Raw genomic sequence first — 14,587 nt, forward strand, 5'->3', positions numbered from 1 at the left:
CGTAGACGCTTTTTACGGGTTTGTGCCATTCGGTGTGTCATTGGCAGGGGCACGATCACTGTTTGAAGGCCTGTCATCATTTGGTGTCCGGTCATCATCAGGTGTCTGATCATCGTGGCGTCGCATGCCGGACTGCTGAAGCACGTTGATACCGCGCAGCAGGTTGAGCGCCTCGCCCAGCTGATAGTCGTCGGCAGCGATGGGCGAGTCGGGCAGTGCCTTTTTGTCCTGCTCGCGCTCCCCGCCTGCATTTTGCAGGTGGCCGCGCAGATTGGCCTCGCGAATCTCGAACCCGGCCTTTTCAAGGGTCAGCTGGCCGCGCTGCACGGTCACATCCGGTGCGATCCCCTCGGCCTGAATGGAGCGCCCGCCCGGGGTGTAGTACAGCGCCGTGGTGAGCTTGATGCCGGTATTGTCATCCAGCGGCATGACCGACTGTACCGAGCCCTTGCCGAAGCTTTCGGTACCCAGCAGCACGGCGCGATGATGATCCTGCAGGGCGCCGGCCACGATCTCGGCCGCCGAGGCACTCCCTCCATTGATCAACACCACCATGGGCGTTTTGGGCAGCGCCGTCTCGGCGTTGGCCTCAAACTGCATGTCAGAGTCCTTGAGACGCCCCTTGGTGTAGACCACCAGACCGCTGTCGAGGAACAAATCGGACACGTTGACGGCGCCTTCCAACAGCCCGCCGGGGTTGTTGCGCAGGTCCAGCACCACACCGGACAAACCGTCATCGCCTGCCTGCTTTTTCAGTGCCGCGATCGCCTTGCTGGTCTCTTCGGCGGTGTTTTCCTGGAACTGGCTGATGCGCAGATAGCCGTAGCCGGGGGAGAGCATGCGCGAGTTGACGCTGGCGGCCTGGATATTGGCGCGCTCAAGGCTGACATTGATGGGCGCATCTGCTCCTTCACGCAGCAGGGTCAGGTCGATCTTGCTGCCCGGGTCACCACGCATCATGTCGACCGCTTCCTCAAGCGACATGCCATCCGTGCTCTTGCCGTCGATCTCGATAATCAGATCCCTCGGCTGCAGGCCGGCCCTTGAGGCCGGGGTATCGTCGATCGGCGAGATCACCATCAGCTGGTTGTCTTCCTGACCCACCTCGATACCGATGCCACCGAACTCGCCTTCGGTCATCTCGTGCAGGGTGCGAAAGGCGTCCTCGTCGAGATAGTTCGAATGCGGGTCCAGCCCTTCCAGCATGCCGCGCATGGCGTTGCGCAACAGCGTCTTGTCATCGACATCGTCCACATAGGCCTGCTTGATGCGCTCAAACACCTGGGCCAGCGCCTGAATGTCTTCCAGCGGCAGGCCGCTCTGGGCGGCGGCCTCGCCTTCGCCATCATTGGCGGCGTCATCGCTGGCGTTGCTGTCACGGCCGCTGGTATCGGCTGGTGCGACAGGGGCGCTGTCCGGCGTGCTTTCGGCCGGCGTTTTGTCCGAGGCCCTGTCCGGGGCCGGTTCGGCAGCCGTGGCCGGCAGGGTCAGCAGCAGGGCAGATGACAGGGCAAGCGATAAGGTGACATGGCGCATCAACATGCAAACTCCTTCAGCAGGGTGGGCCGGACGCCACGACGCCCGATACCTTCAATGGGTGATGCGTTGGCCGTGCTAGCGCGAGGCCAGCCAGCTCTGCGGATTGATGGTCTTGCCACCACGACGCACCTCGAAATAAAGGGCCGGACGCGACAGACCGCCGGTATCCCCGACATAGCCAAGTGTTGCACCGCGCTCGACCCGATCACCGGGGCTCACGGCAAGGCGCTGCTGGTGAGCATACAACGACAGTATGCCACCATGATCGATGATCACCAGATAGCCAAAGCCGCGCATCCAGTCGGCAAACACGACCTGCCCCTTCGCAGCGGCATAAATCGGGGTGCCGGCGGGGGCGCTGATCAATACGCCATTCTTGTTCAGACCATCGCCGCTGCCGTAACCCGAGACCACCGAGCCATTGACCGGCCATTTTGAGCGGCGTGCACTCCTGTCGGCCTGATGGGTGACCGTCGGACGTGATTCGGCGCGTCGCTCGGGGGCCGGGTCTGCACTCCGGGTCGGTACGCTGTGGGCATTTTTCGGTTTGGCGTTCATCTCGTCGCTGGACAGGCCTTCATCCTCTGCAGCCGTGTCCTGGCGTGCCTGCGAGCGCTGCTCTGCCTGTCGGGCCTTTTGTTCGCGCTCGGCTCGTTCGCGCGCCTGACGCTGTTCACGGGCGCGGGCCAGCTGTTGTTCGATCCGGCTGACCATCCTTTCGGCCTCGGCACGGTCGGACTCAAGCCCCTGCAGGTTGCTTTTTCCGCTTTTGTAACGCGCTTCCACATGTGCCAGCGATTTTTCGCGCTCCTGACGCTGTTCATCGAGGGTCTGCTGGCGACTCTTGAGCTCGTCCTGGAGTTGATCCAGCGTCTGCTGCTGCTCAAGGGTCTGGGTGCGGTTGTCCTGAAGTTCCTGATTGAGCGACGCAAGGCGGGCAAGCTTTTCGGCCCGGGCGTCGTTGAGCCTGTTGAGATAGTGCTGAAAGCGATCGATTTCGCCGGGGTCCTGATTATCGAGCAACAGCTTCAGACGCGGCTGGTCGCCCAGCTTGTAAAGCGCTCTGACCTGCTCGGCCAGCGCCTGTTGCTGGGCATCGCGCTGCTCTGTCAGGCTTTTCTGGCGCTGATCAAGAGTGCTCAGCGCTTCGGTGGTCTGTTTGCGGGCCTGCTGTAGCGTTTCCAGCCGTCGATGGGTCTCGGCCAGTGCCTTTTCGGCCTGCTCGAGCTCCTCTCGGGCATCGCCGCGCTGGGCATCGGTCTTTTCCAGCTGGCGCTGGGTCTGCTCGATGTTCTGGCGAATACTGTCCAGCTCGGCCTTTGAGGCATCCAGGCTGGCGGCGCCGGCAGGCACCGCCAGTCCCAGGCTCAATGCCAGCAGCCAAAACCGGCCCGCAGGCCGGTGTGATGTGAATGACACCGAAAGGCTCCGATCAGCTGTGGTCGATCAGCACGCGACCGGTCATTTCTTCCGGCGGGGTCTGTCCCATCATGGCCAGCAGCGTCGGCGCGATATCGCAAAGGCGCCCGCCTTCCGACAGCGTGGCCTTGCGCTGACTGACGTAGACCAGCGGCACCTGGAAGGTGGTATGGGCCGTCTGCGGCTTGCCGGTATCGGGATCCACCATCTGCTCGGCGTTGCCGTGATCGGCGGTGACCAGACATTCACCGCCGGCGCGCTCGATCGCCTCGACCACGCGACCCAGGCACTCATCGACGGCTTCGATGGCCTTTGTGGCTGCGGCCAGATCGCCACTGTGGCCGACCATGTCGCCGTTGGCGTAGTTGCACACCACCAGATCAAAGCGTCCGGAATCGATGGCCTCGACCAGCTTGTCGGTCACTTCGACCGCGCTCATTTCGGGCTTTTCATCGTAGGTTTTCACGTCACGCGGCGAGTCGACCAGAATGCGTTCTTCGCCCTCGTAGGTCTCTTCGCGCCCGCCGGAGAAGAAAAACGTCACATGGGCGTATTTCTCGGTTTCGGCGATGCGCAGCTGGGTCAGCCCCTTTGACGAGACATATTCGCCCAGAGTGTTGGGCAGATCGCGTGGGGCAAAGGCCACCGGCACGCCCAGGTCATCAGAGTACTGCGTCATGGCGACGAAATGCGTTTTCGGGGTGCGATCACGCTTGAACCCGTCAAAGCCCTGGTCGACCAGTGCGTGGGCGATTTCACGGGCGCGGTCGGCGCGGAAGTTGGCAAACAGCACCGCATCGCCATCCTCGATGGTGACCCGGTCATTATCACCGTCACGCAGGCTGGTGGCGGTGACGAATTCGTCGGTTTCATCACGATCGTAGGCGGCCTGCAGGGCGCTTTCGACATCGCTTTCAACATGCTCGCCTTCACCGTTGACCATCAGCTGCCAGGCGGCCTGAACACGATCCCAGCGATTGTCACGGTCCATGGCATAAAAGCGCCCGATCATCGAGGCGACACGGCCCACGCCCATCTTGCGCAGCAGGCCATCGGCGCGCTGGAGGCTTTCAAGCGCACTCTGGGGCGCGGTGTCACGACCGTCGAGAAACGCGTGGATATAGACCCGCTTCGCGCCACGCGCCTGGGCCAGTTCGGCCAGCGCCAGAATGTGGTCTTCATGACTGTGAACGCCGCCCGGTGATAGCAGGCCCAGCACGTGGACAGCACGGTCATCGCTGATGGCCTGGTCGATGGCATCGGTCAGGGCGGTGTTGTCGCCCAGCTCGTTGTCACGAATGGCCTTCGAGATCCGGGTCAGGCTCTGGTAGACGACACGCCCGGCGCCGAGGTTCATGTGGCCGACCTCGGAATTGCCCATCTGACCTTCGGGCAGGCCGACGTTTTCACCGTCGGTATTGATCAGGGTATGAGCGTAATCCACCTGTAGCCGATCCATGACCGGAGTATTGGCGGCGGCCACGGCGTTGTTGGCCGATTCCGGATTATGGCCATAGCCATCGAGAATCAGCAGGGCGACGGGACGTGGTTGCGATGTGGACATGATTTCGCCTCGAGAACACGTACATGTAAGCCCCGATACCGGGTTGCGCTGCTGGCGTGTCGTCACGCAGCGATGGCGCTATCAGGGCGTCGAAATGGTTGTCATCATAACCCAGCCGGTGCATGCCAGCATTGATCATCGGGGACGGACGACGGCCGGGTGCTTGTGTATACTGGGCGCGCGCCGGATTCCAGCTACCGAGCGGCTTCCCCGAACTCGCAGGGTAGACCAGGCATGACCGCGCGCCGAGCCATTTTAAACAACCAGGGTCAAGATATTTCCATGATCGATCAGCTGCTGGAGTTTGCCCAGAATCACCCCTTGCTGGTAGGCGCCTTTGTGGTGGTATTGCTGGCCTGGCTGGCCTTTGAATCCCGCCGCAGTGCGACCGGCGGTGTCAGCAGCGGTGAGGCGACCAGCCTGATCAACCGCGAGGACGCCATGGTCCTTGATATTCGCGAGATCAAGGAATTCAAGGCAGGCCATATCGCCGGTGCCATCAACGTGCCCGCTGACAAGCTCGACAACAACATGCAGCGCCTTGAAAAGCACAAGGAAAAGCCGATTATCGTGGTGGACAAGATGGGCCAGCACAGCGGCGCCGTGGTTACGAAGCTGCAAAAGGCCGGCTACAGTGGCGCCCGTCGACTCAAGGGCGGTCATTCACAGTGGGTGGCCGACAGCCTCCCCGTTGTGACACGCTGATATCATCTCTTCAAGCGATAGTTGTTACTTGTTTAAAGCAGTAGTGATTACTTACTCACAGACCGGGAAACAAGCATGTCAGACAATAACGCCACCAGTGAGCAGGCCAATATCCAGTTCGCGCTGCAGCGCATTTACGTCAAGGACATCTCCTTTGAGGCGCCCAATTCGCCGGCGATCTTTCAGCAGCAGTTCAAGCCGCGGGTCAAGCTCGATGTCGACAACGGCCACAAGCTGATCAGCGAAGGCCTTTATGAAGTCAGCGTGCGCGTGACGGCTCACGTCTACAACGGTGACGAAGAGTCCACGGCCTTTCTGGCCGAGGTTCAGCAGGCCGGTCTTTTTGCCATCTCGGGCCTCAGCGATGCCCAGCTTGATCATACGCTCGGCGCCTTTTGCCCCAACGTGCTGTTCCCCTATGCGCGGGAGTGCATCGACAATCTGGTCGGACGCGGCACCTTCCCGGCACTGATGCTGTCCCCGGTCAACTTTGATGCGATCTACGCCCAGAAGCAGCAGGGCACGCCCCAGGCTGACGCCTGATGCGTCAGGGTCGCGAGTAACCTTATGCGCATTTACGTACCTCAGAAGCTCAGGCCCGGCAACACGCTAAGACTGCCTGACGCCGCAGCCCACCATGTGGCCCGCGTTATGCGCCGCCGTGAAGGCGACGCTTTGGTGCTGTTTGATGGCAAGGGAGGCGAAGTGAATGCTCACATCGCGGCGATCTCAAAGCGCGGCGATGTGCAGGTCACACTTGGGCAGCCCAGGCCGGTACTGCCCGAGTCGCCACTGGCCGTGCATCTGGGGCTGGCGGTAGGCAAGGGCGATCGGATGGATTTTGCCATCCAGAAGTCGGTCGAGCTGGGGGTTGCCGCCATCACACCGCTTTACACCGAGTTTGGTGATGTGCGACTCAAGGTTGAGCGTGCGCAGAAAAAGCGTGATCACTGGCAGGCCGTGGCCGTCAATGCCTGTGAGCAGTGTGGCCGTGCTACCGTGCCAGTCATCCATCCGCCCGTGGCACTCAATGACTGGCTGGCAGACCGCCAGGAGCCGCTCAGGCTGGTGCTGCATCCCTACGGCGCCACCGAGGCCATGAGTGATGGCGTTTTTGAAGGCGCGGCCCTGTTGATCGGCCCTGAAGGGGGCCTGAGCGATCAGGAGGTTGCTGCCGCTCACGCGCATCAATTCACCTCCTGGATCATCGGGCCACGCATCCTGCGCATGGAAACGGCCCCGATTGTGGCCCTGTCACTGCTGCAGGCGCGCTTTGGCGATTTTGCCTGAGCGCTGTTCCTTCCCCTGATGGTGTCTTCATGTTTTCGGGTACGTACCGCAACGGTGCGTACCCGATTCTGTTTTCCGGCCTGCCGCTGAGCTGATCTGTCCTCCATAGCGCCTGTGTATTGGCAGAAATCGCCGTGAGCGTCTGTAATGACGGCCAGGTTTATTGAACCAAAGTTTAACGATCGGCCGGCCGGCGATCGCCACGCCATGACGTGTGGCGCGGGATGCCTGCCGGTTCTGTCAGCCACCACAGGGAGTGTTTCATGGCCGACTATAGTGTTGCCGACATGCTGGTACGCACGCTTTCGCGTGCCGGGGTGGAAAATATCTGGGGGCTACCGGGAGATTCGCTCAACGGTTTGACCGAAAGCCTGCGCCGGCAGGAGACCATCACCTGGCGCGGTGTGCGCCATGAAGAGGTGGCGGCCCTTGCCGCCAGTGGTGAAGCCGAGGCGCGCAGTGGCCTGACCGTATGCGCCGGCTCCTGCGGACCCGGCAACACGCACCTGATCAACGGGCTTTTCGAAGCCAAACGAGCGCACACGCCGATGCTGGCCATTGCCGCCCAGATCCCCTCAAGCGAAGTGGGGCTGGGGTACTTTCAGGAGACCCACCCGGAGCAGCTGTTCAAGGAGTGCAGCGACTACTGCGAGCTGATCTCCAACCCGGCCCAGGCGCAGCGCGTGATTGAAACTGCCATGCGCACCGCGATTCTGGAAAAGAGTGTGGCGGTGATCGTGATCTCTGGAGACGTGGCGCTGTCCTCTGCCGTCGAACAAAAGATGCAGTGGAGCACGCCGGTTGCGCCCGTGACGGTGCCTGCAGCGCCTGAACTGGATGAGCTTGCAGCGCTTCTCAATGACAGCAAAAACGTGGCCATGCTTTGCGGTGCAGGCTGTGCCGGCGCCCACAATGAAGTGATCGCGCTGGCCGAGCGGCTCAAGGCGCCCATCGTGCATGCGCTGCGCGGCAAGCCTCATCTTGAATACGACAACCCCTATGACGTGGGCATGACCGGTCTGATCGGCTTCAGCTCGGGCTATCACGCACTCAAGGAGTGCGATTTCCTGATCATGCTGGGCACCAGCTTCCCCTACCGGGATTTCTTCCCGGAGCACGGGCGCATCGTGCAGATTGATCTGCGTCCCGGCCATCTGGGCCGGCGCAGCACGCTGCTCAAGGGGCTGGTCGGTGACGTGAAGGCCAGTCTTGAAGCGCTGCTGCCCCGGCTTGAGGAGAAAACCGATCGCACCTTCCTCGACAAGGCGCAAAAGCACTATCAAAAAGCGCGTGAAGGCCTGGACGAACTGGCCGTGCCGGCTGCCGAAGGCAAGCCGCTGCATCCGCAGTATCTGACCGCTCGCGTCAGCGCGCTGGCTGATGATGATGCCTGGTTTACCGCCGAGGTGGGCACGCCCACCGTCTGGGCGGCGCGCTATCTGAAGATGAACGGCAAGCGGCATCTGACCGGCTCGTTCATGCATGGCTCCATGGCCACGGCCATGCCTCAGGCGATGGGGGCCCAGGTCGCCCAGCTGGAGCGTCAGGTGATTTCGCTGTCCGGTGATGGCGGCATCAACATGCTGATGGGCGATCTGATCACGCTTGCCGAGCAGAAACTGCCGGTCAAGGTCATTATCTACAACAACTCGACGCTGGGGTTTGTGGCCATGGAGATGAAGGCCGCCGGCTACGTGGATGAGGTGACTGATCTGCCCGGCACCGATTATGCCCGTCTGGCCGAGGCGCTCGGGATCAAGGGGCTGACGGTCTCAAGCTCGGAGCAGCTCGATGGCGCGCTCGAGGAAGCCTTTGCCCATGATGGCCCGGTCATTGTCGATGTGAAAGTGGCCAAACAGGAGCTTTCCATGCCGCCGACCATTGAGGCCGCGCAGGCGAAGGGTTTTAGCCTTTATATGCTGCGCGCGGTCATGAGCGGGCGCGGTGATGAGGTGATGGACCTGGCCGACACCAACTGGCTCAGCCGGTTTGGCCGCAGGAAGAAATAGGCATGCATTGAAAGTGAGTGCTTGCCCACTTGTTTGTACGTGACAAAAAAAGCCCCGGCATTGCCGGGGCTTTTTGCGTGATCGCCCTCGGGCGATCAGCCTTTTTTGTTGATCAGCCTTTCTTGTCGATCAGTTCCTGACGCGCCTTGCGCTGCTGTTCTTCCTCATATGTCGGGAAGTCGACATAGCCGCGCGCATCGCCACCGTAGAAGGTGGACGGATCAAACTCGGCCAGCGGCCAGCCGTTTTTCATGCGCTCGACCAGATCCGGGTTCGAGGTATAGATGCGGCCAAATACCGGCAGATCGATGGTGCCGTCATTGACCAGCGTCTCGGCCTCGGCCTGGTCCAGGTTGCCGGCCAGCAGTAGATTGCCCTTGTAGGTGTCACGAAACTGCTTGAGATAGTCACGCGGCATCGGCGACATGCCCTGGCCACCCTGATCATGCAGGTGAACGTAGGAAAGTCCGCGCTTGTTGAACTCGCGTGCCAGATACAGATAGGTCTCGCCGTTGTCGTCGTACTCCGGCATGTCAAACAGCGTGCCATGCGGTGACAGGCGCACACCGACGCGATGGGCACCGATCAGCGCGCTGACCTCATCGACCACTTCCATCAGCAGGCGACAGCGGTTTTCACGCGAGCCGCCGTACTGGTCATCACGGTCATTGACGCCGGGATTGAGAAACTGCTCGAAGAGATAGCCGTTGGCCCCGTGAATCTCGACGCCATCAAAGCCTGCCTCGCGCGAATTGACGGCGGCCTGGGCGAAATCGCGCACGATCTCGCGCACCTCAGCAGTTTCAAGCCGGCGCGGGGTGCTGGCCTTGAGCATGTCGGGCGTGCCCTGCTCGTTATAGCCAAAGGCCATGCCGCCGGGCTTGTCGCTCGGGCCGACCGGAGCGGCGCCTGCGATCTGTACCGAGGTGTGCGAAACGCGCCCCACGTGCCAGATCTGGGCGAAGAAGACCCCGCCGCACTCGTGAACGGCGCGCGTGGCCTTTTTCCAGCCCTCGATCTGGTCCGGGCCATAGATGCCCGGGTTATACAGATAGCCCGTGCCCTGGCGTGATACCGGCGTGCCTTCGGAGATGATCAGCCCGGCGCTGGCGCGCTGGCGGTAATAGGTCGCCCCCAGCTCGGTCGGGATATCTCCCGGTGCGCGCGAGCGGGTCATGGGTGCCATGACAATCCGGTTATCAAGCTGAATACCGGCGAGGTCAAAGCGTTCAAAAAGTGATGACATAAAATCCTCTCTGCGAAACGGCTGGACACTGTGCTTGATAAAACCGGGTTTAGTAAAAACGTGTTCAGTAACCCGGGTTTTTAGCAAAACCGTGTTTCAGCGCTGTCCTGTTCCACGAAAGTCTAGTCGATCAATCACGCGGTCCTGATAGTTTTCAACCATGCCTGCGATTGGAAAGAATAACCCGGCCTGCAGGCACCCGGCCGGTTCGGCCATGGTCGAAGGATGAGGCTTGCGTCATACTGACGCGATGGATGGCCGCCATAACATCACCCGGCCGTGTTCTGGAGTTTTAAATGAGTGAACGTGCATTGAAGATTGCGGTGGTCATGGACCCCATCGCCAATATTGCCTGGAAAAAGGATTCGACGCTGGCCATGCTGTGGGCGGCCAGCCGGCGTGACCACACGCTTTACTATCTTGAGCCGGGTGATCTTTACCTCAAGGATGGCCGCGCAATGGGGCGTCTGCGCACCCTTGAGGTGTTCGAAAACGACCCGGAGCATTACTACACCCTGGGTGAGGTCGAGGCCGGAGCGCTGTCGGAGATGGACGTGATCCTGATGCGTCAGGACCCGCCGGTAGATGTCAATTTCACCAATGCCGTCCACCTTCTGGGCTTTGCCGAGCGTGAAGGCGTGCTGGTGGTCAACCCGACACAGGCGCTTTTGACCTGTAACGAAAAGCTCTATGCCCAGCAGTTCCCACAGTGTCTGGTACCCAGCGTCGTCTCCTGCAACGACCGTGTCCTGCGCGAGTTTCATGCCGAGCAGGGCGACACCATCTTCAAGCCGCTGGATGGCATGGGCGGCACCGGCATCTTTCACATCGCCCCTGATGGTCGCAACATCGGTGCGGTGATCGAGCAGCTGACCCAGCGCGGCACCGAGCAGATCATGGCGCAGCGCTATATTCCCGAGATCAAACAGGGCGATACCCGCATCCTGCTGATCGACGGCGAACCGGTGCCCTATGGTCTGGCCCGCATTCCCTCTGCCGGTGAAGTGCGCGGCAATCTGGCCGCCGGCGGCCGTGGAGAAGCACGTGAACTGACCGCTCGCGACTACTGGCTGGTTGATCAGGTCAAGGACTCCATCAAGTCGCTGGGACTGATCTTTGTCGGCCTGGATGTGATCGGGGATTACATCACCGAAATCAACGTCACCAGCCCCACCTGCGTGCGTGAAATTGATGCCCAGAAGGGCACCGATATCGCCGGCCTGCTGATGGATGCCATCGAGCGCCGCTTCCCCTCGTGAGGTGTTGACGTCACGCCGGCCTGCCAGTGTTACCATGCATCCATTCACCGCCGCCGGCGGACAGATGACGGCGGCCGTCATCTCATGACTCACTGATGCGCGCCTCTGCCTTCCAGCAGGGGCGCGTGGCTGCGTTACTTTTCTGGAGGCCCATGCAAGGCTTACGCGATCACTTTCTCATGGCGATGCCCCATCTCGAAGATGAAAACTTTGCGGGCTCGCTGACTTACATCTGCGACCACGACGATAACGGCACGCTGGGGCTTAAACTCAATCAGCCCATGGAGCTGACGCTGGAAGCGCTTTTCGAGCAGCTCGAAATCGATGCCAGCGAGTGCACGTCGCTGGATACGCCAGTACTCGATGGCGGTCCGGTACATCGCGAACGCGGTTTTATTCTGCACTCGGGCAGCCCCGAACACTGGGATTCCAGCATTCGCACCGGTGAAAATCGGGCGCTGACCACCTCAATGGACATCCTGCATGCCATTGCGGCCGGCAAGGGCCCTGAGCAGTTTCTGGTCTGTCTGGGGTGCGTGGGCTGGGAGCCCGAACAGCTGGCCCAGGAGATCAAGGACAATACCTGGCTGACCGTGGAAGCCAGCGATGAAGTGCTCTTTCGCACGCCTGCGCCGGCGCGTCTTGAAACCGCGGCAGGGCATCTGGGGGTTGATCTGAATCTGCTCTCGCGTGAGGCCGGGCATGGCTGAAACGCCCGGCCAGCGACTAGTGCTGGCGTTTGATTTTGGCGTGCGGCGCATTGGCGTGGCCGTCGGCAACGAGCTGCTGGGCTCGGCCACGGCGCTTGACCCGTTGATGGCGCGTGACGGCATGCCTGACTGGAACGTGATCGGGCGGCTGATCAAGGAGTGGCAGCCCGACGTTTTCGTGGTCGGGCTGCCACTCAATATGGACGATACCGAGTCCGAGATGAGCCTGCGGGCGCGCAAGTTTGGCAAGCGGCTGCACGGGCGTTTTGGCAAACCGCTGGAGATGTTCGACGAGCGTGGCACGACCCGTGCGGCCAAGACCATTGCCCGTGAAGAGGGCCATCGCGGCAACTATCGCGAGCACGGTGTCGATGGCATTGCCGCCGAACTGATCCTCACCGGCTGGTTTGAGCAGCAGGCCGGCGTTGCCCGCCTCGAGATGCCCGGGCCCCGCCAGTAAGTCTCCTGCCACCCGGGCAGGACAGCTTTATCCCTTCCGGCCGCTTGTCAGCAGCGCATCATCGACCCCCACCTGGTGCGGCGGCTTCCAGCCCACGTCCCTGAGATTCCGGTCAAAGGTGTCCTCCACGCCCATGAGCGTGGCAAAGATCGCCATGCGCACCGGAATGCCGTTGTCGGTCTGGCGAAAGATGGCCAGTCGCGGGTCGCCGTTTAAATCCACGTTGAGGTCATTGGCGCCGGGGCGGCTGTCGCGCGGCAGCGGATGCATCGCGATGGTATGGGTGCTGCAGCGTTGATCCAGAAAGGCGCGGTCGACGCTGAAATCGCTCGACAGGCTGAAGCCTTCCACCATCTCCTGGGTAAAACGCTCCTTTTGAATCCGCGTGGCATAGACCACGTCGACGTCGCTGTAATCGGCCTGCAGGGTATCGCGCTGTTGCACCCGGTGGCCGGCATTCTCGGCCCGGTCGATCAGCTCGAACGGCATTTCGAGGCCCGGCGGTGACACCAGCGTGATCTGCATCGGCGGATAAAGGGCCAAAAGCTTCAGCAGCGAATGCACGGTACGTCCGTACTTCAGATCGCCGGTCAGCAGCAGGTGCGCGCCGGGCAGTGCCTTGCCAATCCGCTCGAACTCCTTGTTGATGGTGTAGAGATCCAGCAGCGCCTGGCTTGGGTGTTCGCCAGGGCCATCGCCGCCGTTGATGACCGGCACATGGGTAGCCGCGGCAAATTCTGCCACCGAGCCGAGATCAGGGTGGCGCATGACAATGGCATCGACATAGCCGCTGATCACGCGGCTGGTGTCATAGAGAGACTCGCCCTTGGCCATCGAGGAGAAGGTGAAGCCGGTGGTGTCACAGACGCTGCCGCCCAGGCGACTGAAGGCCGAGTGAAAACTCATGCGCGTGCGGGTACTGGCCTCGAAAAAGAGATTGCCCAGCACGGCCCCCTCCAGTACCCGGGTAATCTTCTGGCGCTGGGCGATCGGCTCCATGCGTCGCGTCACGTGAAAGAGATGATCGACGTAGTCGCGGGACAAATTATCAACGGACAACAGATGGGCACTCATGGCACTCGCCTCTGGCTGGGAGGGACAAAGCCGCCACAGCAGCCGCTGTGGGGCGTCAACGCGCGCTAGTGTAGCGCGACAGGCCCTTGCCCTTCACCGGGGCAGGCAGGGCAATGGCGCTTTTTGAGCTCGCTGGCCGGAGATGACATGACAGGATGGGCGCGAACCGGCCGGCGCGATACACTGCGCTCGCTTTTTCCACCAGGGCGACAGCCCGGCGTCAGGACGGTCATGACTCATGCAGGCACTGCTGGAATCCATTCTCGATGAGGTACGCCCGCTGCTCGGTCAGGGGCACGTGGCAAGTTATATCCCGGCGCTGTCAGGCGTTGATCCCCATCAGCTCGGCATCGCCATGCTGGGCACCGATGGCGCGCTCTATCAGGCGGGTGACGCCGAAACGCCCTTCTCGATTCAGAGCATTTCCAAGGTGTTCAGTCTGGTGCAGGCCATCTCGCATGCCGGAGAAAGCCTCTGGGAGCGATTGGGGCACGAACCCTCGGGACAGGCGTTCAACTCGATGGTGCAGCTCGAGTTCGAGAAGGGGCGCCCACGCAATCCCTTTATCAATGCCGGCGCGCTGGTGATCGCCGACATCAATCAGTCGCGCTACGCCGCCCCGATTCTGTCCATGCGCGATCTGGTGCGTCGGCTGACCGACAATGTTCAGATCATCTCTGACCGGGCCGTGGCCGACTCCGAATACCAGTATCGGGCGCGCAATGCGGCCATGGCCTATCTCATGCAGTCCTTTGGCAACTTTCACAATGACGTGGACGAGGTGCTCAAAAGCTATTTCCACCACTGCGCGCTGAGTGCCAGTTGCGTGGATCTGGTGCGCGGCTTTTCCTTTCTGGCCAATAGCGGGCGCTGCCTGCACAGTGGCGAATCCATCCTGACGCCACGTCAGGCCCAGCAGGTCAATGCCATCATGGCCACCAGCGGGCTTTATGACGAGGCGGGCAACTTTGCCTATCGTGTGGGCCTGCCCGGCAAAAGCGGCGTGGGGGGCGGGATTGTGGCCGTGGTGCCGGGGCGCTACAGCATCTGCGTGTGGTCCCCGGCACTCAATGCCAGCGGCAATTCGCTGGTGGGCATGGCGGTGCTGGAAAAGCTCAGTGAACGTATCGGCTGGTCGGTGTTTTCACCGCTTTCCTGTTGAGTCACTTCTGAAAGACCCGAGGCCCATGGATGGCTGCGAGTCTTTTTTCAAACCCTTCTTGAACGCTTCACAGGGCGCTCTACGCTTGGAGAGACGCGCGCCGGGCCGTGCCCGGCGTAAAGATTGATCCATGTTTCAAAAGGAGTTTGA

General features: G+C 61.4%; 13 protein-coding genes. 8 read left to right on the top strand and 5 right to left on the bottom strand.

What is annotated here, in order from left to right:
* Positions 1 to 12: 12 nt before the first annotated feature.
* From KSP9073_RS03025 to gpmI, 3 genes are all read right to left on the bottom strand, one after another.
* Entirely contained in the window at positions 13 to 1,542 is a 1,530-nt protein-coding gene (locus KSP9073_RS03025; protein WP_243409093.1) for a S41 family peptidase, read from the bottom strand.
* Between the two features lie 72 nt (positions 1,543 to 1,614).
* Positions 1,615 to 2,958, bottom strand: a complete 1,344-nt coding sequence (locus KSP9073_RS03030) for a murein hydrolase activator EnvC family protein (protein ID WP_133240972.1) — start codon at positions 2,956 to 2,958, stop codon at positions 1,615 to 1,617.
* A gap of 13 nt (positions 2,959 to 2,971) precedes the next feature.
* A complete protein-coding gene (gene gpmI / locus KSP9073_RS03035) occupies positions 2,972 to 4,522 on the bottom strand; it encodes a 2,3-bisphosphoglycerate-independent phosphoglycerate mutase (RefSeq protein ID WP_108841461.1) in 1,551 nt (516 codons plus the stop codon).
* Positions 4,523 to 4,804: 282 nt separating this feature from the next.
* On the opposite strand from gpmI, the gene KSP9073_RS03040 reads away from it, so the two are divergent.
* From KSP9073_RS03040 to poxB, 4 genes are all read left to right on the top strand, one after another.
* Positions 4,805 to 5,227: a rhodanese-like domain-containing protein gene (locus KSP9073_RS03040; RefSeq protein ID WP_108842013.1), complete on the top strand. Its 423-nt coding sequence runs from the start codon at positions 4,805 to 4,807 to the stop codon at positions 5,225 to 5,227.
* Between the two features lie 75 nt (positions 5,228 to 5,302).
* Entirely contained in the window at positions 5,303 to 5,770 is a 468-nt protein-coding gene (gene secB, locus KSP9073_RS03045; protein ID WP_108841462.1) for a protein-export chaperone SecB, read from the top strand.
* A 24-nt stretch (positions 5,771 to 5,794) separates the two neighbouring features.
* Positions 5,795 to 6,517 carry a 16S rRNA (uracil(1498)-N(3))-methyltransferase gene (locus KSP9073_RS03050; protein WP_108841463.1) on the top strand — a complete coding sequence of 241 codons (723 nt, stop codon included), beginning with the start codon at positions 5,795 to 5,797 and terminating at the stop codon, positions 6,515 to 6,517.
* A 263-nt stretch (positions 6,518 to 6,780) separates the two neighbouring features.
* Positions 6,781 to 8,526 carry a ubiquinone-dependent pyruvate dehydrogenase gene (gene poxB, locus KSP9073_RS03055; protein ID WP_108841464.1) on the top strand — a complete coding sequence of 582 codons (1,746 nt, stop codon included), beginning with the start codon at positions 6,781 to 6,783 and terminating at the stop codon, positions 8,524 to 8,526.
* Between the two features lie 112 nt (positions 8,527 to 8,638).
* Here the strand turns inward: poxB and KSP9073_RS03060 are convergent, their stop codons facing one another.
* Complete coding sequence (locus KSP9073_RS03060) at positions 8,639 to 9,772, bottom strand: alkene reductase (protein WP_108841465.1); 1,134 nt, start codon at positions 9,770 to 9,772, stop codon at positions 8,639 to 8,641.
* A 296-nt stretch (positions 9,773 to 10,068) separates the two neighbouring features.
* Here KSP9073_RS03060 and gshB point away from each other — a divergent pair, with 296 nt between their 5' ends.
* From gshB to ruvX, 3 genes are all read left to right on the top strand, one after another.
* Positions 10,069 to 11,031: a glutathione synthase gene (gene gshB / locus KSP9073_RS03065; RefSeq protein WP_108841466.1), complete on the top strand. Its 963-nt coding sequence runs from the start codon at positions 10,069 to 10,071 to the stop codon at positions 11,029 to 11,031.
* Between the two features lie 152 nt (positions 11,032 to 11,183).
* Positions 11,184 to 11,741 carry a YqgE/AlgH family protein gene (locus KSP9073_RS03070; protein ID WP_108842014.1) on the top strand — a complete coding sequence of 186 codons (558 nt, stop codon included), beginning with the start codon at positions 11,184 to 11,186 and terminating at the stop codon, positions 11,739 to 11,741.
* A complete protein-coding gene (gene ruvX / locus KSP9073_RS03075; protein ID WP_108841467.1) occupies positions 11,734 to 12,201 on the top strand; it encodes a Holliday junction resolvase RuvX in 468 nt (155 codons plus the stop codon). The genes KSP9073_RS03070 and ruvX overlap by 8 nt, the downstream gene beginning before the upstream one ends.
* Positions 12,202 to 12,228: 27 nt before the next feature.
* Here the strand turns inward: ruvX and pyrB are convergent, their stop codons facing one another.
* Complete coding sequence (gene pyrB / locus KSP9073_RS03080) at positions 12,229 to 13,275, bottom strand: aspartate carbamoyltransferase (RefSeq protein WP_108841468.1); 1,047 nt, start codon at positions 13,273 to 13,275, stop codon at positions 12,229 to 12,231.
* A 238-nt stretch (positions 13,276 to 13,513) separates the two neighbouring features.
* On the opposite strand from pyrB, the gene glsB reads away from it, so the two are divergent.
* Positions 13,514 to 14,437 carry a glutaminase B gene (glsB, locus tag KSP9073_RS03085; protein WP_108841469.1) on the top strand — a complete coding sequence of 308 codons (924 nt, stop codon included), beginning with the start codon at positions 13,514 to 13,516 and terminating at the stop codon, positions 14,435 to 14,437.
* The last annotated feature ends 150 nt before the right edge of the window (positions 14,438 to 14,587 follow it).

It is taken from the genome of Kushneria phyllosphaerae (assembly GCF_900312995.1).
Lineage (GTDB): Bacteria > Pseudomonadota > Gammaproteobacteria > Pseudomonadales > Halomonadaceae > Kushneria > Kushneria phyllosphaerae.